Annotated in this window: 25 protein-coding genes; 13 read left to right on the top strand and 12 right to left on the bottom strand. The window is 65.2% G+C overall.

The window, feature by feature from the left end:
- Positions 1-573, bottom strand: a 573-nt coding sequence (locus tag RM2_RS18005) for a YncE family protein (RefSeq protein WP_373863355.1), incomplete at its 3' end; no start/stop codon positions are given.
- 983 nt (positions 574-1,556) lie between these two features.
- Entirely contained in the window at positions 1,557-1,784 is a 228-nt protein-coding gene (locus RM2_RS24075; protein WP_139277822.1) for a hypothetical protein, read from the bottom strand.
- A gap of 17 nt (positions 1,785-1,801) precedes the next feature.
- On the opposite strand from RM2_RS24075, the gene RM2_RS18000 reads away from it, so the two are divergent.
- The 4 genes from RM2_RS18000 to RM2_RS17985 all read left to right on the top strand — a co-directional run bounded on the left by RM2_RS18000 (position 1,802) and on the right by RM2_RS17985 (position 4,463).
- Positions 1,802-2,563, top strand: a complete 762-nt coding sequence (locus RM2_RS18000; protein ID WP_072690912.1) for an alpha/beta fold hydrolase — start codon at positions 1,802-1,804, stop codon at positions 2,561-2,563.
- A gap of 239 nt (positions 2,564-2,802) precedes the next feature.
- On the top strand, positions 2,803-3,000 hold the full coding sequence (locus RM2_RS17995) for a hypothetical protein (protein WP_245814032.1): 198 nt from the start codon (positions 2,803-2,805) through the stop codon (positions 2,998-3,000).
- Between the two features lie 70 nt (positions 3,001-3,070).
- Entirely contained in the window at positions 3,071-3,238 is a 168-nt protein-coding gene (locus RM2_RS25790; protein WP_307718093.1) for a hypothetical protein, read from the top strand.
- 739 nt (positions 3,239-3,977) lie between these two features.
- A complete protein-coding gene (locus tag RM2_RS17985) occupies positions 3,978-4,463 on the top strand; it encodes an acyltransferase (RefSeq protein ID WP_072690910.1) in 486 nt (161 codons plus the stop codon).
- Here RM2_RS17985 and RM2_RS17980 read toward each other — a convergent pair.
- Positions 4,403-4,927 (bottom strand): MarR family winged helix-turn-helix transcriptional regulator, encoded by a 525-nt coding sequence (locus RM2_RS17980; protein WP_072690909.1) that lies wholly within the window; start codon positions 4,925-4,927, stop codon positions 4,403-4,405. The two genes, RM2_RS17985 and RM2_RS17980, sit on opposite strands and share 61 nt — an antisense overlap.
- A 75-nt stretch (positions 4,928-5,002) precedes the next feature.
- Between RM2_RS17980 and RM2_RS17975 the strand changes: the two genes are divergently transcribed.
- From RM2_RS17975 to bluB, 3 genes are all read left to right on the top strand, one after another.
- Positions 5,003-5,845 carry an alpha/beta fold hydrolase gene (locus tag RM2_RS17975; RefSeq protein ID WP_072690908.1) on the top strand — a complete coding sequence of 281 codons (843 nt, stop codon included), beginning with the start codon at positions 5,003-5,005 and terminating at the stop codon, positions 5,843-5,845.
- Positions 5,846-5,914: 69 nt separating this feature from the next.
- Entirely contained in the window at positions 5,915-6,952 is a 1,038-nt protein-coding gene (locus tag RM2_RS17970; protein WP_072690907.1) for a CobW family GTP-binding protein, read from the top strand.
- Positions 6,949-7,608: a 5,6-dimethylbenzimidazole synthase gene (bluB, locus tag RM2_RS17965; protein ID WP_072690906.1), complete on the top strand. Its 660-nt coding sequence runs from the start codon at positions 6,949-6,951 to the stop codon at positions 7,606-7,608. The genes RM2_RS17970 and bluB overlap by 4 nt, the downstream gene beginning before the upstream one ends.
- Here the strand turns inward: bluB and RM2_RS17960 are convergent.
- From RM2_RS17960 to RM2_RS17945, 4 genes are all read right to left on the bottom strand, one after another.
- Positions 7,605-9,026 carry a DEAD/DEAH box helicase gene (locus RM2_RS17960; RefSeq protein ID WP_072690905.1) on the bottom strand — a complete coding sequence of 474 codons (1,422 nt, stop codon included), beginning with the start codon at positions 9,024-9,026 and terminating at the stop codon, positions 7,605-7,607. The two genes, bluB and RM2_RS17960, sit on opposite strands and share 4 nt — an antisense overlap.
- A 247-nt stretch (positions 9,027-9,273) precedes the next feature.
- Positions 9,274-9,687 (bottom strand): molybdenum cofactor biosynthesis protein MoaE, encoded by a 414-nt coding sequence (locus tag RM2_RS17955; protein ID WP_072690919.1) that lies wholly within the window; start codon positions 9,685-9,687, stop codon positions 9,274-9,276.
- The gene (gene moaCB, locus RM2_RS17950; RefSeq protein WP_072690904.1) at positions 9,680-10,654 is read right to left on the bottom strand and encodes a bifunctional molybdenum cofactor biosynthesis protein MoaC/MoaB; all 975 of its coding nucleotides are present in this window, start codon (positions 10,652-10,654) and stop codon (positions 9,680-9,682) included. The genes RM2_RS17955 and moaCB overlap by 8 nt, the downstream gene beginning before the upstream one ends.
- Positions 10,651-11,835 carry a molybdopterin molybdotransferase MoeA gene (locus tag RM2_RS17945; protein WP_072690903.1) on the bottom strand — a complete coding sequence of 395 codons (1,185 nt, stop codon included), beginning with the start codon at positions 11,833-11,835 and terminating at the stop codon, positions 10,651-10,653. Before RM2_RS17945 ends, moaCB begins: the two co-directional genes overlap by 4 nt.
- A 97-nt stretch (positions 11,836-11,932) precedes the next feature.
- On the opposite strand from RM2_RS17945, the gene moaA reads away from it, so the two are divergent.
- Both moaA and RM2_RS17935 read left to right on the top strand, forming a co-directional pair.
- Positions 11,933-12,988, top strand: a complete 1,056-nt coding sequence (gene moaA / locus RM2_RS17940) for a GTP 3',8-cyclase MoaA (protein ID WP_072690918.1) — start codon at positions 11,933-11,935, stop codon at positions 12,986-12,988.
- A 7-nt stretch (positions 12,989-12,995) separates the two neighbouring features.
- Positions 12,996-13,244, top strand: coding sequence for a MoaD/ThiS family protein (locus RM2_RS17935; RefSeq protein ID WP_084721863.1), 249 nt, complete (start codon positions 12,996-12,998; stop codon positions 13,242-13,244).
- An 8-nt stretch (positions 13,245-13,252) separates the two neighbouring features.
- Here the strand turns inward: RM2_RS17935 and RM2_RS17930 are convergent, their stop codons facing one another.
- Positions 13,253-14,029, bottom strand: a complete 777-nt coding sequence (locus tag RM2_RS17930; protein ID WP_072690901.1) for an SDR family oxidoreductase — start codon at positions 14,027-14,029, stop codon at positions 13,253-13,255.
- 4 nt (positions 14,030-14,033) lie between these two features.
- Positions 14,034-14,873, bottom strand: a complete 840-nt coding sequence (nadE, locus tag RM2_RS17925) for an NAD(+) synthase (RefSeq protein WP_072690900.1) — start codon at positions 14,871-14,873, stop codon at positions 14,034-14,036.
- 50 nt (positions 14,874-14,923) lie between these two features.
- Here nadE and RM2_RS17920 point away from each other — a divergent pair, with 50 nt between their 5' ends.
- Positions 14,924-15,475 carry a nucleosidase gene (locus RM2_RS17920; RefSeq protein ID WP_072690899.1) on the top strand — a complete coding sequence of 184 codons (552 nt, stop codon included), beginning with the start codon at positions 14,924-14,926 and terminating at the stop codon, positions 15,473-15,475.
- Positions 15,476-15,486: 11 nt separating this feature from the next.
- Here the strand turns inward: RM2_RS17920 and RM2_RS17915 are convergent, their stop codons facing one another.
- Both RM2_RS17915 and RM2_RS17910 read right to left on the bottom strand, forming a co-directional pair.
- Positions 15,487-16,272: an META domain-containing protein gene (locus RM2_RS17915; RefSeq protein WP_072690898.1), complete on the bottom strand. Its 786-nt coding sequence runs from the start codon at positions 16,270-16,272 to the stop codon at positions 15,487-15,489.
- 35 nt (positions 16,273-16,307) lie between these two features.
- A complete protein-coding gene (locus tag RM2_RS17910; protein WP_072690897.1) occupies positions 16,308-16,910 on the bottom strand; it encodes a TetR/AcrR family transcriptional regulator in 603 nt (200 codons plus the stop codon).
- Between the two features lie 105 nt (positions 16,911-17,015).
- Between RM2_RS17910 and RM2_RS17905 the strand changes: the two genes are divergently transcribed.
- Positions 17,016-17,579 carry an NAD(P)H-dependent oxidoreductase gene (locus tag RM2_RS17905; RefSeq protein WP_072690896.1) on the top strand — a complete coding sequence of 188 codons (564 nt, stop codon included), beginning with the start codon at positions 17,016-17,018 and terminating at the stop codon, positions 17,577-17,579.
- Between the two features lie 28 nt (positions 17,580-17,607).
- On the opposite strand, the gene RM2_RS17900 is transcribed toward RM2_RS17905, so the two are convergent.
- Entirely contained in the window at positions 17,608-18,441 is an 834-nt protein-coding gene (locus tag RM2_RS17900; protein WP_072690895.1) for a siderophore-interacting protein, read from the bottom strand.
- A gap of 418 nt (positions 18,442-18,859) precedes the next feature.
- On the opposite strand from RM2_RS17900, the gene RM2_RS17895 reads away from it, so the two are divergent.
- Positions 18,860-19,093 carry a redoxin NrdH gene (locus RM2_RS17895; RefSeq protein ID WP_072690894.1) on the top strand — a complete coding sequence of 78 codons (234 nt, stop codon included), beginning with the start codon at positions 18,860-18,862 and terminating at the stop codon, positions 19,091-19,093.
- A gap of 88 nt (positions 19,094-19,181) precedes the next feature.
- Positions 19,182-19,655, top strand: coding sequence for a class Ib ribonucleoside-diphosphate reductase assembly flavoprotein NrdI (gene nrdI / locus RM2_RS17890; RefSeq protein ID WP_072690893.1), 474 nt, complete (start codon positions 19,182-19,184; stop codon positions 19,653-19,655).
- Positions 19,656-19,658 lie beyond the last annotated feature (3 nt).

The following is a 19,658-nucleotide window of genomic DNA, read 5'->3' as shown; positions in this document are numbered from 1 at the left end:
GGATGGGTTTGCGCCGACGGGGATTTGGTCGCCGATGACGGTGTCGGTGCTGGTGTCGATCACCGACACCGAGCCGCTGCGGCGGTTGTTGGTGACGTAGGCGCGGGTGCCGTCGGGGGTGATTGCCACCGTGCCCGGATTGGTTCCGATCGCGATAGGGTCGCCGATGACGGTGTCCGTGCCGGTGTCGATCACCGACACCGAGCCGCCGCCGCCATTGGTGACGTAGGCGCGGGTGCCGTCGGGGGTGATTGCCACCGTGCCCGGATTGGTTCCGACCGCGATGGGGTCGCCGATGACGGTGTCGGTGCTGGTGTCGATGACCGACACCGAGTCGCCTCCCTGGGTGACGACGTAGGCGCGGGTGCCGTCGGGGGTGATCGCCACCCCGGTTGGGTACGTGCCGAGGTCGATGGTGGCGGTGACGGTGTCGGCCTGTGTGGCCGGGGTGGTCGTGAGCATCAGCCCCGCCGCCAGAGCGGCGACGAGCCCCGCCTTGCGCCGCCGTCGGCTGCGAGATCCCGAAAGCGGGCCGCCTCCGCGGCGGGACGGGTCAATGATGGTGTGCGACATCGTGACTAGACTCCTTCGACCAATGAGGAGATGCGGATGGGTATCGACATCTCGACGGGCGCAACACGCAGGGCGCCGACAAATTGAAACCGACCAGCCTTCCCTGCATTGCGGGGACTATACGGGGCAAAACGGACACCCATCTGGATCGGCGCGCCCGACTGTCTGGGGACTGCCGGGCGGGTGCTGGAACCGATCGAAGCGGCCGCGATCCGCGCCGAGGGCCACGGCCCGACAACCGGCGGGTCCGTGAGGCTATAGCCTTGGACGGTGCCAGGCCACCGGGCCTCGACTGTGACGATGGCCAAGTGTTGTTGGCGGTGGGAAGAGACGGATGGCCGCCCACCCGGGCGGGTGGACGGCCATGTCCGTGCGGTGGAGCGTGTCGGTCAGGACGGCCAGTCTGTGGATTGGGTGGACGTTCAAAGGCGCCGTGCTGGCGAAGGAGACGCCTACCGGCTGTTATCCCTGTTGGCGTCGTCAACACGTGACCCGAAAGTTGCAGGTCGTGAACCCGCGTCAACGTCCGCCGAGTTGAACTAAACCGCAGGTCAGACGCTAAACATCTGTCCACAACCACGGAGCAGCGAAGCCGTCGTTCGATCTATCGTGTTCGACGTCGAGCGTCCACGTGTCGTCAATTCTCGCCCTTGCGGTGACAATCATTCGCCCGTCGCAGTGCACAAGAGGACGCCGCAGTAATCGGGGCCGCACTAGGCAGGATCTAAAGGTCCCCAAGTGCTGTTGAGATGATGTTGTATCTAGCTAGCGGCTAGCTATCAATACCCCTGTCGTCTTTGCCTCATTGTTGTCCTGCTCACATGCTAGGTTGCCTCGGAGGGAACCAGTCGTTCGATAGGGGATGAGTTGTCGACCAGATCTACCAAGCATGTGATCCGGTTTCAGCGAGTAGAGCGGCGACTGGATGCCGGTGTGCCCGCCCTCACGGTAGATCACCTCGGGCATCGATGGGTCTGTGTCCGTCATCCCGGCTGACCGTAGATGTCTGGGATGTTGGGGTCGGCGACCGTCGCCGCCGATGCCGTTGTCCAGCAGGACCTGTCGATCAAGTCCCACACCCTCGTGCCGTCGTGGCTGACAGCTTGGCTCGTGCGGATGACCTCGGCCACTACCCGAACGGCGTCTACCTCGGCTTGATCTCCGCCGTGACAGCCCTGTTGGTTGGCGATGCACTTCGCGGGACGATCCACCGCAATGGCGGTCAGCGATGACCATTACCGTGCTTACCTGCCGGGGTGTTGGTGAGCCCTTCCCGTCCCCGATGCTGGCGAACGTCACTCGACTCCTGGACCCGAGGCGGTTCCGTATCGTCGCCGTGCCGTGGGAAGCCAGCTACGGGCCGGTGCCTGACCCGCATGGTGTCTCGTTCGACGAGGCGCTGCGCACCGGCCGAGAGATGCTGCTCGACAACATCGCCGACGACCCGAATCCCGTCATCCTCGTGGGTTACTCGGCCGGTGGGGTATTGGCCGGCCACGTGGCTGCCGAGATCAGCTGGGGCAATCACCCCGGACTGGACCTGCGCGGTGTGGGGCTGATTTCGGACCCGTTCCGCCACCCCATGAACGTCGTCAATGCCACCGCGAGCGGATGGGGCATCGCCGGCCGCCGGATCATCCCGGTAACGTTCCCCGTTTGGCAGCTTGCCGATCCTTCTGACGTGATTACCTGCTGCCCACCCGACTCGCCTCTACGCACCATCGCCGACCAGTCGGCCGCATTCTCCCTCGCTGACCCGCATGCGTGGGCTGCGGACCTGCTCGATCGGCTCCGGACGCGACGCTGGCAGGCGACCATCCGGGACTGGCGCAACATCCCACAGGTGTGGCGGGCGTACACGCGGGCCATTTCGGGCGTGAAGGGTTACCTCACCGGCGAACACACGTCCTATCACCTGCGCCGCTACCCAGGCAGTACCCGGACCTACTGCGAGTGGCTAGCGGATCGCATCAACCAAGTCAAGGAGTGAACCGGGGCCACGACAACCTGGTCTGTGGGAAACGGCATACCGTAAAGCCGTGTCGACCGCCGTCGATTCGACCTGAACTGCAGTTCACGGTGCTGAATTCGAGATCAAGGAGGACGTTGGACTCGGCTCCCCTTCCGGGAGAAGCTTCCCACCCGCACGCGACGCGAGTGGGAGGCTTAGCCCATTCATTCGCGTTCATTTCGTTGTCCGGGTGGGACACTGGCGTCATGGTATTCACCGTGACGCACCGATCATTCGACCAACTGACAGATTTCGCGGTTACCGACTTCGGAGACGACGACACCTACAGCATCCATGAGTCGGGGGCGCTGGTCATCGTCCGTGCCGCCCAGGAGCTGATCTACGCCCCGGGGAGTTGGTTCCTGGTGGAGCGGGCCGATGGACAGCAGGATCAGTCGCCGGGAAATTATATGTGATTCGTCTTGCGTCAAGAAAGTTGTCCGAGTCTTCGGCTTGTCCTGGTCTGCACCTAGGGATAATCCGTGGATGATTCAACCTGGGTATGACGCTGTCGCAGATCGCTACCCCGAGGCATTTCCGACTCCATACCAGACCCCACTCGAGCGCCACGTCATCGCTGCCTTCGCAGACCATGTACGAGAACGCCCGCTCGAGGGCGTCGTGCTGGATGTCGGCGCAACTACCCCGAGCTGAGCTTCGTCCACGACGATGCCCAGCTCGAGTCCACCAATCTCGGCGGACAAAGTGTTGCGGCGGTCTTGGCGAGATTCAGTCTGATTCACCTACCGCCATCGGATGTTCCAAACGTCCTGGCTGGTTCGGCCGCCAGGATGGCGCCCGGCGCACTCGTAGCGGTCGCTGGCCAGACCACCGACAGCGTGGGCGAGGTCTCCGAGTTTGATCACGCTGTTGCACCGGCATGGCTCTGGCACCCCGGCCGTCTCTCCGAAGCGCTCTCGAAGGCAGGCTTTGATGAACTGTGGCGGACGATCAGTCGTCCCGACGCGGACCGCAGGTTCCCTGAGGTCCATCTCGTAGCTCGCCGCTGCTGACGCTTCTGCCTCCGGCATGTACCCGCAGTGCCGGCGGCAATGTTGGGGGAGACGTACGCTTTGCGGCAATGTCGAACATATATTCGATATTGAGTAGATTTGGGGTGTGGCTCCCAGCACCGAAATCGCACCGAGTCGATGCCCCAACGGGCATGAGCTTGCCGCCAACTCGTGCCTCGTCGGATGGGAGGTATGCGGGTGTGCGACGTCGAATAACGGCGGGCACCGCACGCATTTCTGTCGGCGATGTGGCGCGACGATCCGGACTCCGCCGTGTGGCTGCCCGGCGGCCGCCGATGCGCGGTGATGGACGTGCAAAAGCGTTGTGGTGCTGGAGGGTTCTGGGACATCAAACGTCCAGTGGCAGATAGGGTGACGCCGTGCGCTTCGTTACCATCGTCCAATCGTCGGCGTTCGTTCCCGTGTGGCTCAGGATTCTCCTGCTGATGGCGGCGGGCGCGAAGGTATGGGGAGCCGGCATCTACTCGGGCTGCCACTTCGGTGGACGGGACATCAGGATGGGGCTCGGGACCTTCGTCAACCGTGAAGTCCTGTTCGACGGCACCGCCCCCATCACGATCGGCAAGCAGGTCGCGGTCGGGCATCGAGTTCAGTTCATTACGAGCACCCACGAGATCGGTCCGGCATCCGGTCGGGGCGCGCGAGTCATTGATCGTCCGATCGTGATCGGCGACGGATGCTGGATCGGGGCTGGTGCGATCATCCTTCCGGGAGTCACGGTGGGCGAAGGATGCGTCATCGGTGCGGGCACCGTAATCACCCGGGACTGTGAGCCGAACGGACTCTACGCCGGCTCACCCGCACGGCGCCTCCGCGATCTCGACTCGGAGTCGTCTGTCCGCTGACTGCCAGCCTGGCGTTCGACGGCGACCGCACGGTTCACGTCGTCGAGAAACCGTGAGATGGCGTCTCTTTCGGCGGCGTTGAAATTGTCGAGAACGGCCCCGGTCCGGGTGATGAGTGGTCCGAAGAACGTCTGGCCGATTTCGACGGCGCGCGGAGTGACGGCAAGCAACGATCTCCGTCGGTCTTCGGGATCCTGGGTTCGCCGGATCAGGCCGGCTTTCTCCATGCGATCGAGGAGTGCGGTCACGGACGCCGAGTTGATGCCGAGTTGACTGCCGAGCAGGCCGGGCGTGGCGTCCAGGCCTGCGCGCTCCGCGTCCAGGATGCAGATGAGGGCGCGGAGATCGGTGGTGTGGAGCCCGTGCATGTGCGCGAACTCGGCGCCGAGCAGATTCAGCTCGACTGCCAGTGCACGCAGTCTGTGCACGGTCCGTATTCCTTCGTTTGGGTCCACGCCATGCAATCTAGTGCGGCTCTTCCTTCGATTGTCTAGTATCTCGATTGTCGAGATAATTCAAGATAATTCTAGGAGGGCCGGATTGTGATTGCTGACGACTTCTTCCACGCCTACGACGCGTTGCTGGACGCCTGGCCTGTGGAGGTGACCGCGGTCGACGTGCCGACGCCCTTCGGGTCGACGCGCGTCAATGTCTGTGGGCCGGAGTCTGGAGAACCGATCCTCCTGCTGCCCGGTGGCGGCGCGACGTCGACGGTGTGGGTGAACAACATCGAGGCGCTATCTCGGCGGCACCGGGTGTACGCGGTCGACGTCATGGGTGATGTGGGCCGTAGCGTGAACGAGGGTGCACCACTACGCACCGTTGACGCACTGTTCGGTTGGCTGGACGAGATACTCGACCACTTCGGGTCGGCTTCGGCGACTGTGGTCGGTCATTCGTACGGTGCGATGATCGCACTGGCATACGCGTTGCACGATGCCCACCGTGTCGATGGCCTGGTGTTGCTGGACCCGACGTCCTGCTTTGCGGGAATGAGCCCGAGGTACCTGCTCCGGGCCGTGCCGTTGTTGATTCAGCCGACCGAAAAGCGGCAACGGAGCCTCATCGACTGGGAGGCCGCCGGCGTCGGCGTCGACGAACGCTGGCTCGACGTCACCACGCTCGGGGCGGCAACCTTCGGGCGCACCGGCCTTGTCGTGCCGCGACGTCCGAGCGCCCGTGCGCTGGAGGGCTTGACGGTCGACACCACGGTGATTCTGGCCGGAGGTAGCCGGGCGCACGATGCAGGGCGGGTGGGGGAGAACGTGCGGCGGACGGTTCCCGCGGCGACTGTCACGACGATCCACGGAACCACCCACCATGCGCTGCCGATGGTTGCGTCGACCGCGGTCGACGCGGCGATCCTGCGCGCGGTGGGCTGACTGGGATCGTGCGCCGGGCGCTAGTATGAGCGGCCGGTAGCTCATCGAGGTTCTACGGAGGTTACGGCGTTGGCGAAGAAGCGGATTCCCGTCGTCATCATTGCTGGGTTCCTCGGTTCAGGGAAGACCACGTTGCTCAACCATGTGCTGCGCAACAATCGCGGTGTCCGGGTCGGCGTCATCGTCAACGATTTCGGGGCCGTGAACATCGATTCGATGATGGTTGCCGGTCAAGTCGACTCCGTGGTGTCGCTGAGCAACGGTTGCATGTGCTGCGCCGTGGACGTGACGGACATGGACGAGATGCTGGACCGTCTCGCGAATCCGACGTCGCAGATCGATGTGATCATCGTGGAGGCCAGCGGACTTGCCGAGCCACGCAATATGATTCGGCTAGTCCTCGGTAGCGCGAACCCGCGCGTGATGTTCGGTGGTCTCGTCGTGATGGTCGACGGCGAGCAGTTCGAGGAGATGTCGGCGCAGCATCCTGACCTCGGCAAGCATGTGACCCTCGCCGATCTGGTGATTCTCAACAAGGCGGATCGGATCGAGGACGATCGCCGAACTGCCGTGCAGGCGATGGTCCGCGACCTCAACGATCGGGTCCCGGTGCTGACCACCGAACACGGGCGGGTCGAGCCCACATTGCTGTTCGACCGCGAGGACGGTCGAGAACCCGCGGCGGGGGAGCAGCTTACCCTCGACCGGCTGCTGTTGGATCAGCCCGACGACTGCGACGCCCACGGTCATTTACATTCCTCCTATGAGGCAGTCGATTTCGATTCGGTCTCACCGATCGACCCGCGGCGCCTCGTCGAGTTCCTCGAGACCAGGCCGGTCGGGATCTATCGCATCAAGGGGTTTGTGCACTTCGCCGTCCCCGGACAGTCGCGCAAGTTCGAGGTGCAGACCGTTGGACCGCACATCCGGTTCACGTCGACGAGGTGGGAGCCTGGTGAAGATCGCAAGACCCGATTGGTTCTCATCGGCGTCGACATCGAAGCCGAGAGCGTGCGAACCCGACTTGCGGGCTGTGTCGTGTCGGCCGGCGAAGAGACGGACCCCGGCGCCATGCTGGGTGTTCATCGCTATACGGTGACGGCGTGACCGAGTCCGCGGGAAGTGCTGAATCGAACGTCGAGCCCGGGCTGTCCGTCTACGACGCGATCCGTCGTCGCCGGGATGTGCGAGCCGAGTTCACCGGGATGCCGATCGCGGCGGACGTCCTCGAGCGCGTCCTGGGTGCCGGTCACTGCGCGCCCAGCGTCGGCAACACGCAGCCATGGGATTTCGTGGTCGTGCGGGACCCCCGCACCCTCGACCGTTTCGCCGACCATGTGGCGGATGCGCGACTCCGCTTCGCGCGGTCGCTGCCCGACGAGCGCAGGCAGACGTTCGACCCGATCAAGATCGAGGGTATCCGTGAGAGCGGAATGGGCGTCGTTGTCACCTACGACCGCAGCCGCGGCGGCGAACACATCCTCGGCAGGCACACGGTCGACGACACCGGGCTGTTTTCGGCGGTCCTCGCGATCCAGAATCTGTGGCTTGCCGCCACCGCAGAGAGTGTGGGTGTCGGGTGGGTGTCGTTCTACGACGAGTCCTACCTCACCGAACTGCTTGGCATCCCCGAGCCGGTGCGCCCCATCGCCTGGTTATGCGTGGGTGATGTCGCTGAGTTCCAGCAGGTGCCGGACCTCGAGCGTCTCGGGTGGCGGGGGCGCCGGCCGCTGGCCGACGCCGTCCACCTCGAAAAGTTTTAGCCCTGGCGGCGGCGTGAACCGCCGGCGGACCGTGAACCGCCGGCGGACGCAGTGTGGGCTCCACCGCCCGCGGGCGAGCCTCCACGTGTGCGCCCGGCTCCTCCCGGGCGGGTCCGACGAGCCCCTCCACCCTGACTGTGGGCGCGCCCGCCCTGGGCGCCGTCCGGTCGTCGGCTTCGTCCGCCGCCGTTCGTAGCCGGAACCGGCTTCGGAGCCGGGGCCACGTGCGCGGCGATGTCGCCGACCAGGTCGAGCACGTGCGCGGAGTCCGCGGTGCTGCGGACGGGTGTCACCTTGATCGCGGCTTTGCGCATCAGGACGGCAAGGTCCTTGCGCTGCTCGGGCAGGACGACCGTGACGACGTCGCCGGCGCTGCCCGCGCGGGCCGTGCGGCCGGAGCGGTGCAGGTACGCCTTGTGTTCGGCGGGCGGATCGACGTGAACGACCAACTCCACGTCGTCGACGTGGACGCCGCGTGCCGCGACGTCGGTGGCCACCAGCACGCGTGCTTCGCCTGCGGAGAACGACGCGAGGTTGCGGTCGCGGGCGGCCTGCGACAGGTTGCCGTGCAGGTCGACCGACGGGATACCCGACTCTGTGAGCTGACGAGCAAGCTTGCGGGCCTGATGCTTGGTGCGCATGAACAGGATCCGGCGTCCGGTGCCGGAAGCCAGGCGCTCGACGAGTTTGCGCTTCGATTCGACGCCGTCGACATCGAACACGTGGTGCGTCATGGCCGCGACGGGCGAGTTCGCCTCATCAACCGAGTGCAGCACCTCATTCTTGAGGAATCGCTTGACCAGCTTGTCCACGCCGTTGTCGAGAGTTGCGGAGAACAGCAACCGCTGCCCTTTTTGGGGAGTCGCCGTGAGGATGCGCGTGACGACGGGCAGGAAGCCGAGGTCGGCCATGTGGTCGGCCTCGTCGAGAACAGTGATCTCGACGGCGTCGAGACTCACGAACTTCTGCTTCATCAGGTCTTCGAGCCGTCCGGGGCAGGCGACGACGATGTCGACGCCGGCCTTGAGCGCGCTCACCTGACGATTCTGGGAGACGCCGCCGAAGATGGTGGTGACCCTCAGGTCGTACGCGGCGGCCAGGGGCTCGAGGACGGCCGTGATCTGCGTGGCGAGCTCGCGGGTGGGAGCTAGAACCAGACCCACCGGACGGCCCGGACGGCGCTTTCCGCCCGACAGTTCACCGGCGAGGCGGGACACCATCGGGATGGAGAAGGCGAGCGTCTTACCGCTGCCCGTCTTGCCCCGGCCGAGCACGTCGCGGCCGGCGAGGGTATCCGGGAGGGTGTCGACCTGGATGGGGAACGGGGAGGCGATCCCCTTGGCAGCGAGGACTCGTACCAGCGGTTCGCGGACTCCGAGGGCTGCGAACGTCGTGGTGGGGGCAGTCGTGTCAGACAAGTAGTCAGGCCTTTCGGGCACAGGGGTGTGCCCAAAGGCCGATGCGGAAGGTCTCCGTCGGGCTCGAGCACAGATTGGCGGCGTTACCGGGTGGCACGCTTCTTCGCCGTAAGAAGAGCGGATGCGGATGCACATCCAACAGGATTCGGATTACCGAACTGAATGCGTTCTACGACGCTGGGTGACCGTTCTGGTCACCTAGTAATGGAGACTCTACCCGGTGTGAGCGGATTGTCGGACCACGCGGTCACAGACCGACCCATTCCGAGGCGCCGTCGGCGAACCTCTGGCGCTTCCAGATGGGTACCTCGTTTTTGATGCGTTCCACCAGTTCGGCGCATGCCGCGAAGGCTGCGGCGCGGTGGGGAGCGGCGACCGCGGCAACGATCGCCAGGTCGCCGATTGTGAGAGATCCCACCCGGTGAACCGCGGCCACCGGTAGTCCGGTCGAGGTCGCCACCTCCTCGCAGACGGTGCGGAGGAAGCGCTCGGCTTCCGGGTGGGCCTGGTATTCCAGCGCCGAAACAGAGTGCCCACCATCGTGATTGCGGACAACTCCGGTGAACACCACAATGGCACCGTGTTCAGGCCCCGCCACGGCGGCGTCGACGGCAGTGGGGTCGAGAGGTTGGTCCGAGATCTGGGCGAGAATGTCACGCATCGTGCGCGCCTCCACCCGCGACCTGAGCGAGGAGGTGGTCGACAAGGGGATCGAGTACGGCCAAACCGTCCCTGACGCCGCCCGGGGAACCGGGGAGATTCACGATGACTGTGCCGTTCGACACACCGGCGAGCCCGCGGCTGAGCGAGGCGTGTGGGGTCACTTCGGTTCCGCGGTTTCGGATGGCGTCTGCGACGCCGGGCAGTTCGCGGTCGAGTACGGCCCTCGTCGCCTCCGGGGTGGCATCTGTAGGTGAGACCCCGGTGCCGCCGGTGCTGATGATCAGCGCTGGTTTTCCGGACAATGCGGCGTCGAGGCCGGCAGCGATCTCTGCGTCGGCGTAGACCAGTGGGCCGCGGATGGTGAAGCCACGCTCCTCCAGCCATGCGGCGATGACCGGGCCGGTCGTGTCTTCTCGCGTCCCCTTTGCGCCGCCGGTCGAGGCGACCAGGACTGCCGCAGATCGCGCTGAGATGGAGGGGATTTCGGAACTCTGATGCTCGCGCGTCCAATGCCCGCGTTTGCCGCCATCCTTGGTGAGCAGGCGGACGCCGTCCAGTGTCGCGGCGGGATCGACGGCCTTGACCATGTCATGCAAGGTCAAGCCGGCCACGGCAACCGCGGTGAGGGCCTCCATCTCGACGCCGGTGGGGCCCTTCGTCTTCGCCGTGGCTTCCATGGTGATTGCGTTGTCTGTGAAGCCGAACTCCAACTTCACCGAGGACAACGCCAGTTGGTGGCACAGCGGAATCAGTTCGGACGTCTTCTTCGCCCCTGAGATCCCGGCGATCCGGGCCGTCGCAAGAACGTCGGCCTTGGGAAGGTCGTCGGCTCGAACAAGTGCAATCACCTCGGGTGTGGTGACCAATTGGCCTGCAGCAACTGCGATCCGGGTTGTCTCTGCTTTCGCGCTCACATCGACCATGCGGGCGCGGCCCTCGTTGTCGAGGTGTGTCAGTTCGCTCACAGCGGAATCACCTTCACGAGTTGGCCGGCGTCGAGCGTGGTGAGGTTGGCGGGAACGTCGACGAGGACGTCCGCCCATGCCATGGCGGCGACGAGATGGGAACCGGGGCCGGAAACGAGTTCGACCCCGGCGTCGGTGCGGCGGGCGCGCAGGAACTGCCGTTTGCCGGGTATGGAGGTGATGGCCGCGGCGAGCGGCAACTCCTCGGGTTCTGTCGGGGGGAGTCCCCCCGCGCGGCGGATCTCGGGACGCGCGAAGACCTCGAACGATACGAGTGTGCTGACGGGGTTCCCGGGGAAGTTCAGCACCGGAACTCCGTCCACCACGGCGGTGCCCTGCGGACCACCGGGTTGCATTGCCACGTGGCCGAACTCGGCACCCAGAGGGGTGAGGGTGTCTCTTACCACCTCGAAGTCGCCCATCGACACCCCGCCCGAGGTCAGGACGAGGTCGGCCGTGGTGGTTGCCTCGGCGAGGAGGGTGCGGAACTCGGCCGTGTCGTCGCCGCTGCGGGTGATCGAGACCACCTCGGCGCCGTTGGCCCGCACACTCGACGCGAGTGCGATGCCGTTGGAGTCGAATATCTCCCCCGGTCTCGGTGTGCTGCCGGCATCCACGAGTTCGGCGCCGGTGGTGATGACGGCGACACGAGGACGGGGACGTACCGGAACTCGTTGTAGTCCAACCGCGGCGAGCACGGCGATGTGCCGGGCCGCGAGGATGTGACCGGCGGCGAGGAGGAGGGTGCCCGTCTGCACATCGCTACCACGCTCGCGCACGAACTCGCCTGCCTCCCGAGTACGAACGATACGGACCTCGCCGTCCGCGGTCTCTGTGTCCTCGACGGGCACGACGGCATCGGCACCGTCGGGGATCGGGGCGCCCGTCATGATCCGGTAGGCGGTGCCGGGGACATGGGTGGCAGGAGTCACCGGGCCTGCCGCGATCACCCCTCGCACCGGCAGAAACGCCGGCACGGCGGTGATGGACGCCGCATCGACTGCGTATCCATCCATCTGAGAATTGCGGAACAGTGGCAGATCGACAGGCGAATGCACGTCCGCGGCCAGGACACGACCGAGGGCGTCGCCGAGAGGAATGTCTTCGGCGGATCGCGTGTGGAGTGCGGCGAGGAGTGCGGCGACGTGCCGGGCATGATCCTCGACCGAGCGTGCGGTCATGATGTTCCTCCGGGCATGGTCACCAATCCTAGGCTGCGGTCGGACACCGACAACCCCATCGCGGCATACTGGACCGATGGAGGTTAACGGCAACTCGATGACGACGGTGGCGATGGGAATCCCAGCCATGCCATCGTCGGCTTCGATCGAGGACAGGCCGGGCGTCGACCACCTCGTCGATCGATTCGGTCGTGTGGCGCGGGATCTGCGCGTCTCCATCACCGAGAAGTGTTCGCTGCGCTGCACGTACTGCATGCCCGAGGAAGGCCTACCCCCCATTCCGGCGCAGAATCTCCTCACCGCGGCGGAGATCGTGCGGCTGGTCGATATCGCCGTAAACCGACTGGGTGTGCGTGAGGTGCGGTTCACCGGGGGAGAACCGTTGATGCGCCCCGACCTCGAGCGGATGATCGCCGGATGCGCCGAACGCGCTCCCGGTGTGCCGCTGTCGATGACCACCAATGCCGTCGGGTTGGAACATCGCGCCCACAAGCTCGCAGAGGCAGGTCTGTCCCGGATCAACGTCTCCCTCGACTCGATCGATCGCGAGCACTTCGCGCGACTGACGCGGCGCGACCGACTGCCCTCGGTGATCGCCGGGATCCGTGCCGCAGCAGAAGCCGGGCTGGCGCCGCTGAAGATCAACGCGGTACTGATGCCCGAAATGCTCAGCGGTGCAGCAGATCTACTGGAGTGGTGCCTGAATGAGGGTGTTGCGCTTCGCTTCATCGAGGAGATGCCGCTAGACGCCGACCATGAATGGGCGCGCGACAACATGGTCGCCGCCGACCGAGTGCTGGCCGTACTCTGTGAACGGTTCACGCTGGTCGAACACGGCAGGGAAGACCCCTCGGCACCGGCCGAGGAGTGGCTCGTGGACGGCGGTCCTGCGACGGTCGGGATCATCGCGTCCGTCACTCGATCGTTCTGCTCGGATTGCGACCGCACCCGGCTCACCGCCGAGGGAACGGTACGGTCGTGCCTGTTCAGTGATCACGAGATCGACCTGAGGGCGGCATTGCGCGGCGGCGCCAGCGACGAAGAACTGGCGCAGTTGTGGCGCGGCGCGATGTGGAACAAGTGGGCAGGCCATGGAATCAACGCGGACGGCTTCGCGCCGCCGCAACGCAGTATGGGAGCAATCGGTGGTTGAGACGTCGGTGACGGGTGTGTCGGTCCGGTACTTCGCGGCAGCAGCGGATGCCGCTGGACGTACCAGGGAAAGCCTCGAACTCCCGGTGACCGCCGATCTCGGCCAGGTGAAATCGGTCTTACTGGCCAAGTACGGCCCCGACATGGAGCGCGTCCTCAAGGTCGCCGCGTTCCTGGTGGATTCCGAGTTGACGCGCGATCTGTCCCGCACGGCGGGCGCGCAGGTGGATGTTCTTCCCCCCTTTGCCGGCGGCTAGATGAGTGGTCAGCGAGCGGATTCGGCCAGCCACTGCTCGAACGTGATCGTTCCGAACTCATTGTCGGGAACTAGATTCAACCCCTCCCGCAGGAATTTGCCCAGCGCCCCCGGAAGTCGGATCTTCGTCACGAACCCGTGGGTACCCGTGGACTTCTTCCACGCCGTGGCGAGGTCATGGGCCGTGCGAACCTCCGGACCTCCGATGGTGATCGGGTCTTGCGGTGCCGTTTCGGTGGACAGAGCGACGTCGACCAGTGCGTGGGCGACGTCTCTGGTGTCGATGGTCTGGAAGCTGGTCTTTGTGAAAGCGGGAATCAGCCCGGTTCGGCTCGCAGGCCCGGCGATCATGGGGATGAAATCGTGGAACTGTGTGGCCCGCACGATCCATGTGTCGATCGGCGAATTCTGGTAGACCAACTCCTGCTGTCGCTTCGCCTGATAGTAGGTGAACGCGCCCCGATCGACGTTGACGATGGAGAGTAGGACGGCGCGTCCGACACCTGCGCCGTCCGCGGTGGCGAGCAGATTTTCGGCACCCCTCTCCAGTACGGCGCGGGTACCGCGGGTCTTGCCATCGGTGGTGTCGACCAGGACATCGACGCCGTCGAGTGCCTCGGCGAGCCCTTCACCGGTGATGAGATCGCCGTGGAAGTGCTCGATCTGTGTTCCCGGCGCACCTCCGTGCCGGCTCAGGACTCGAACCGAATGCCCGCGTGCGAGGAACTCCTTGACCACGTGCCTGCCTGCAACGCCGGTGCCGCCAGCTACTAGTGCCTGAACCATGATGTCACCGCCACCAGGTGTCGAGGGGTGTCACCGGGACCGTGCGTTTGTGTCGGGTGCTCAGGAACATGGTCTCGAGCTTGTGCGCGACGGTGTCCGGCACGTCCTTGCCCTCGAGGTAGTCGTCGATCTGCGAATACGTCACACCGAGCGCCTCCTCGTCGGGGAGTGCAGGCCTGTCGTCTTCGAGGTCTGCGGTCGGAACCTTCTTCCACGTGCTCTCGGGTGCGCCGAGTTCGCGGAGCAGTGCGGCGCCCTGTCGCTTCGACAGGCCAGTGAGCGGAGTGACGTCGACGCCGCCGTCGCCGAACTTGGTGAAGAACCCGGTGATCGCCTCGGCGGCGTGGTCCGTGCCGACGACGAGGTAGCCGAGCTGGCCGGCGATCGAGTATTGGATCACCATCCGCTCGCGGGCCTTGATGTTGCCGCGAACGAAGTCGCGCAACTCACCCCCGTAGTCGAGGATGTCCCGCAACGCCTCTGATGACTCCTTCGTCGTCGCGTCTGCGCCGGGTTTCACATTCACGACCACCGACCGGTCGGGTTCGATGAACCCCAGCGCGATCTGCGCGTCCGATTCGTCCGCCTGCGTGCCGTAAGGCAGTCGGACGGCAACGAACTCGGCGTCGTGACCTTCCTCGCGGAGCTCGGTCGCCGCGAGTTGGGCGAGGCGACCGGTGAGGGTGCTGTCCTGTCCGCCGCTGATACCGAGGACGAATCCCTTGGCCTGGGAGGACAGTAGGTAGTCCTTCAGAAATCCCACACGCCTGCGGATCTCGTCCGCCGCGTCGATAGTGGGCCGGGCACCGAGCTGTTCGAGGATCTGCGCACGTGGATTCGCCATGACCGAACTGTAGCTAGCGTGCATATCGGTCGCGGCGTACGGTCGCGGTTATGAGCCGATCCGACATTCTTGTGGTGGTTGCGACCGAGCCCGAAGCAGCGCATGTTCCGCCCGAGTTCGAGGTTCTGATCACCGGTATGGGCAAGGTGGCCGCCGCCGTGGCGGTGGCGTCCGCGCTTGCCGACTACCCGTCCACGGACAAGCCTCTCGTCGTCAGCATAGGCACTTGCGGCACGTTGCACGAGCAGCGCACTGGCCTGTTCACACCGTCGACTGTGCTGAACCACGACTTCAGCGCTGACGTCCTCAGGTCGTTCGGACACGAGGTGACTGACGTCCTTCACGTGCCGGACGGCGACGGTTCCGTTCTCGCGACCGGGGACCTGTTCGTGTCGGACGCCGGGGTGCGCGACGTACTCGCCGCCAGAGCCGACCTCGTCGACATGGAGGGTTTCGCCGTCGCGTATGCCAGCGCCAACGTCGGCGCGCGGTGCCGACTGGTCAGGCACGTCACCGACGCGGCAGACGACTCGGCAATGGACTGGCCCGACCTCATCGATGCGAGTGCCAAGGAACTCGGGCGCTGGCTCGCGGACCTCTAGTCCGCGGCCCCTCAGCCCGAAGCCAGCAGTATGAGCCCGGACCCGTCTGCGCGGGTCAGGCGCAACGTGTCCGAATGGACGGTGTAGTCCGTCCGTCCGCTCAACGCAGCGAGTACCGCACGCTCGAGGTCGGCCACGTCGGGTGCACATGCCATCCTGGTCGTGGCCCACGGCCCGAACGTGATCGAGCTTTCTTGCACGTCTGCTGTGCCTGTCATCTCGTTGCACCCTGCAAACCCGGAGGCGGAACCGTCCTCGGCGATCAGCAGTCGAGGCGCGACCGTATCCAGTGCGGGGGTCGTCGTGGTCGTGCCTGCTCTGATCAGGCCGGTCACTGTCCAGGTGGTCCCGGTGACCGGCCGGTCCGGTCGTGCGACCTGCTCGTCGGTCAGCGTCACGGACGTGGTGGGGGTGGTCAGGGTCAGGGTGCTCCCGTCGGTGCTCTCGTCTAGGGTCCAATTCGGTTGCGCGTCCAACAAGCGTGCTGCCCAGGCATCCGCACCCGCGGCCTCTCCGGGGCACGCCATTTCAGTCATCACGAGGGGTCCCGCCACGATCTTCCCGTGCGCGAGTTCGACGTCGGCGCTTCCCTGGTTGCAGCCCGCGTCCATCGAGAGACGTCCGGCGTCTGAGAACCCGAGCACGAGTGGCCCGCCACCCGGAATGGAATCGCCCACAACGGAGGTGGAGACGAAGGTGCGGCCCGTCGGGTCCGCCGGTACGGCCTGTTCGTCACCGCTGCACGCGGTGAGCGAGGCGAAGGTCAAGAGTCCGAGGGCGGCGGCGGTGGTACGCATTCTCCTCAGGCTAGACAGGTTGTGTGTCTTCAGGTTCAACATCGGGTGACGCGTCGGACCAGATCCTCCCAGGCAGCCTGGAGTCGCTCGATCGACGCTCCGAGGTCACGCATCTGGTGGAGGACGAGGGTGGCCTCGAGCGGTGCCAGGAGCGAGCAGGCGAGCAGTTCCAGGTCGCCGTCCACCCCGGCTGCACGCAGCAGCGACATCACGTGTGCGATCTGGACGGCCCGGGCGGGGACCGCGAACCGGACTTCGGGTGAGTTCTCCGCGGCCCGTTGCACCTCGCCCTGCACCTCTACCATCGCGATCCGGGCGTATCCGAAGGCGATCAGCCGATCGGCTGGGTCGGCGCCGGGACCAAGCGGTGGGGGCCCGAACATGAACCCCTGCTGCATTTCTTTCTCGGTGTGGTCGAGCAACGATTGCATGAGCCCCGACCGGCTGCCGAACCTCCGGAACACGGTGCCCTTCCCCACACCGGCTGCGCAGGCAACGGCGTCCATCGTGACGGCGTCGACGCCCCGTTCGGCGACCAGACGTGCGGCGGCGTCGAGGAGAAGCCGCCGGTTGCGTGCGGCGTCTCCTCGTTCGGGAGGGCCGATCCCGATCTGAGGGAGAAGCGTCCTGCTGGTCATTTACGCATCTTACCGTCCGCGGGAATATAAGTGGACCGTGGTCCGTTTAGGGTGGTATACATGGCGGCGAACCGCCAATGCCACACACCCCGAAGGAAATAGGAGATGTCAAAGACCACCGTTCTCGCACTCGTCGGCAGCCTGCGTGCCGCCTCCGTCAATCGGCAGATTGCCGAAACTGCCGTCGCCGTCGCCCCGAAGGGCGTCGAGGTGATCGTCTTCGACGGACTCGGAGACGTTCCCTTCTACAACGAGGACATTGACGGCGTGGCGTCGATTCCGGCCGTCGAGGCGCTGCGTGAGGCCGCCGGTCGAGCCGACGCCCTGTTGCTCGTCACCCCGGAATACAACGGCACCATCCCGGCCGTGCTGAAGAACGCCATTGATTGGATCTCCCGCCCCTACGGCACCGGTGCCGTCAAGGACAAGCCGGTCGCCGTCATCAGCGCCTCACCCAGCAACAATGGTGCCCGGTGGGCGCACGAGGACACCCGCAAGGCTGCCTGCATCGCAGGTGGCAAGGTGCTCGAAGACGTCACCCTCGCGATCGGCGGGACCACCGACAAGTTCGCCGGCCGCCACCCGAAGGAGAACTCCGAGGTCGCGCAGCAGGTTGCCGAGGTCGTCACCAGCCTCGTGGACGCCACCAGGCAGTTCGCCGACGCCTGAGGTCGGTTCTCGAGGGACGCCGTCGACGCTAGAGTCCGGCCCTATCCAGGGCCGCGTCGACGGCGTCCCGTACCGAGTCGAAGTCTTTACTCGCTGCCAGGGCAGAGTCCGCGGCGGCTTCTATCTGCTCTCGGACCGCCTCGTATCGTGCGACCCACTCCTCCTTGTTCTCGCGCCAGTACCCGAGGACGTCGTAGCGATCGGCCGGCCAGCCCAAGTCGTGCCGCAGCCAGCGTCGTACCACCCGCGAGACCTTCGCTTCCCCGGCGAACCACACGTAGCCTGGCCCGCTGGGCAGTGGCCAGGATCGCGCCGCCTCGGCGAGCAGGCTGCTCCCGGCGCCGTTGCCGCTCCCGTGCAGCCAGGTCGCGGTCAGCTTTGCATCGGTGACCAGCCTCTGCCGGTCCTCGGGTGTGGTGACTTCTGCGATCACGTGCACCCGGTCCGAACTCGGCATCTCCTCGAGGATCCGGCTGACGGCAGGCAGGGCCGCCATGTCGGCGAGGAGGAGTTGCCATCCCGCGTCGGAGGGAGGGTCGTACCAACCTGAGGCGGTGGAGAATCCGAGCGTCTCGCCCGGCCGCGCTCGCGCTGCCCAGAGCGCCGCCGTCCCGCCCGCATGAACGGCGAAATCGATGTCCATCTCCAGGGCATCCGCGTCCCAGCGGCGCACGGTGTAGCTGCGTTTCTCGGTGCCGTCGGGCGGGAACGCGAGGAGGAGGCGCTCGTCCGGCGTCCCACTGGATTCGAATCGGCTGAGATCTCCGCCCGCGAGGGTGATTCTCTGCATGTTGGGCGTCACCCTCCTTGTGCGCACCACGGGCGCCGACCAGTCGGGGCGTTCGGGGGAGTCGTCGGGCATGCGCTCAAGTTACCGGCCGCACAAGGCTGTGCGGACTACGTGCCGGCCGCCGGAGTCGCCGATGCCAACCGGCCTGCCGACGTGACGTAGGCACCCTGAGTTTTCAGTGCACGAGCCTGGGTCGAAGAGATGACCTGCATCACTACAAAAATGTGATGTGCGACACGCCGATGTGAACGCGAAAATTGCGGTCTGCGGGATGGAGACCAGGGAATTTCATCTATGTGACTCACAACATCTCGGGTTAAGTGTTTCTGTCAGCCACTAGGTGTAGTGTCTTGAGCACTGGGAGACCGCAACGGGACCTTGCTCGGTGAGCATCTCCAGTGGGGGTTGTCACCATCTCAGGTAAAGGAATCTCAGTGCGCGCCGAACACACACTTCGTCAGCTCCATTCGGCAGTGGAAAGAGGGACTTAATGAGCATCACCGTCTACACAAAGCCCGCTTGCGTTCAGTGCAATGCCACTTACCGTGCCCTCGACAAGGAGGGTATCGAGTACTCCGTTGTCGACATCACCGAAGACCCCGAAGCCCGCGATTACGTCATGGCACTGGGGTACCTGCAGGCGCCCGTGATCGTGGCGGGTGACGATCACTGGTCGGGTTTTCGCCCCGACCGGATCAAGACCCTGTCGTCCAACGCTGCTTGAAGCGAGGCGATCGCACCGTCCGAGGCCGAGGGCAACCCCGTCCAAGGCGGCAGTAACCGGTAGTACTAGTCCAGATGGTGGAAAACCGATGACATCGCTGGTGTACTTCTCCAGCGCCTCGGAGAACACGCACCGATTCGTCCAGCGGCTCGGGCTGCCTGCGACGCGCATACCCATCCACGACCGCGAAGGCACCTTCGAGGTTCATGAACCCTATGTGTTGATCCTCCCCACGTACGGTGGCGGAACAACCGCGACAGGTCGTGACACGAGCTACGTCCCGAAGCCTGTCATTCGATTTCTCAACAACACGAACAACAGGTCGCTGATCCGAGCAGTGATCGCGGCAGGAAACACCAATTTCGGTGAATCCTATTGCTTTGCAGGAAACATCATTTCTCAGAAATGCCACGTTCCCTACCTCTACCGCTTCGAACTCATGGGCACAGCCGAGGACGTCGAACGGGTCAGGGCAGGTCTGGGTGAATTCTGGGATCACTTAGACGAGGAGCACGAGCAGTGGCGCCGACCATCACAGACACCATCGACGCGGGGAGCGTAGAGC

Origin of the sequence: Rhodococcus marinonascens NBRC 14363, assembly GCF_001894885.1 — a bacterium.
GTDB lineage: Bacteria > Actinomycetota > Actinomycetes > Mycobacteriales > Mycobacteriaceae > Rhodococcus_F > Rhodococcus_F marinonascens.
The sequence above is the reverse complement of the archived record's forward strand: the minus strand, read 5'-3'. Positions and strand labels throughout refer to the sequence as shown.

Excerpts from the sequence above, each read along its gene's own strand:
- RM2_RS17955 (WP_072690919.1), bottom strand. The coding sequence starts at position 9,687 with ATGCGTGACATTCTCGCCCAGATCTCGGACCAACCTCTCGACCCCACT.
- RM2_RS17930 (WP_072690901.1), bottom strand. The coding sequence starts at position 14,029 with ATGGTTCAGGCACTAGTAGCTGGCGGCACCGGCGTTGCAGGCAGGCAC.
- RM2_RS17905 (WP_072690896.1), top strand. The coding sequence starts at position 17,016 with ATGTCAAAGACCACCGTTCTCGCACTCGTCGGCAGCCTGCGTGCCGCC.
- RM2_RS17915 (WP_072690898.1), bottom strand. The coding sequence starts at position 16,272 with ATGCGTACCACCGCCGCCGCCCTCGGACTCTTGACCTTCGCCTCGCTC.
- RM2_RS17910 (WP_072690897.1), bottom strand. The coding sequence starts at position 16,910 with ATGACCAGCAGGACGCTTCTCCCTCAGATCGGGATCGGCCCTCCCGAA.
- RM2_RS25790 (WP_307718093.1), top strand. The coding sequence starts at position 3,071 with ATGATTCAACCTGGGTATGACGCTGTCGCAGATCGCTACCCCGAGGCA.
- RM2_RS17900 (WP_072690895.1), bottom strand. The coding sequence starts at position 18,441 with ATGCCCGACGACTCCCCCGAACGCCCCGACTGGTCGGCGCCCGTGGTG.
- RM2_RS17945 (WP_072690903.1), bottom strand. The coding sequence starts at position 11,835 with ATGACCGCACGCTCGGTCGAGGATCATGCCCGGCACGTCGCCGCACTC.
- RM2_RS17895 (WP_072690894.1), top strand. The coding sequence starts at position 18,860 with ATGAGCATCACCGTCTACACAAAGCCCGCTTGCGTTCAGTGCAATGCC.
- nadE (WP_072690900.1), bottom strand. The coding sequence starts at position 14,873 with ATGGCGAATCCACGTGCGCAGATCCTCGAACAGCTCGGTGCCCGGCCC.
- RM2_RS17920 (WP_072690899.1), top strand. The coding sequence starts at position 14,924 with ATGAGCCGATCCGACATTCTTGTGGTGGTTGCGACCGAGCCCGAAGCA.
- nrdI (WP_072690893.1), top strand. The coding sequence starts at position 19,182 with ATGACATCGCTGGTGTACTTCTCCAGCGCCTCGGAGAACACGCACCGA.
- RM2_RS18000 (WP_072690912.1), top strand. The coding sequence starts at position 1,802 with ATGACCATTACCGTGCTTACCTGCCGGGGTGTTGGTGAGCCCTTCCCG.
- moaA (WP_072690918.1), top strand. The coding sequence starts at position 11,933 with ATGACGACGGTGGCGATGGGAATCCCAGCCATGCCATCGTCGGCTTCG.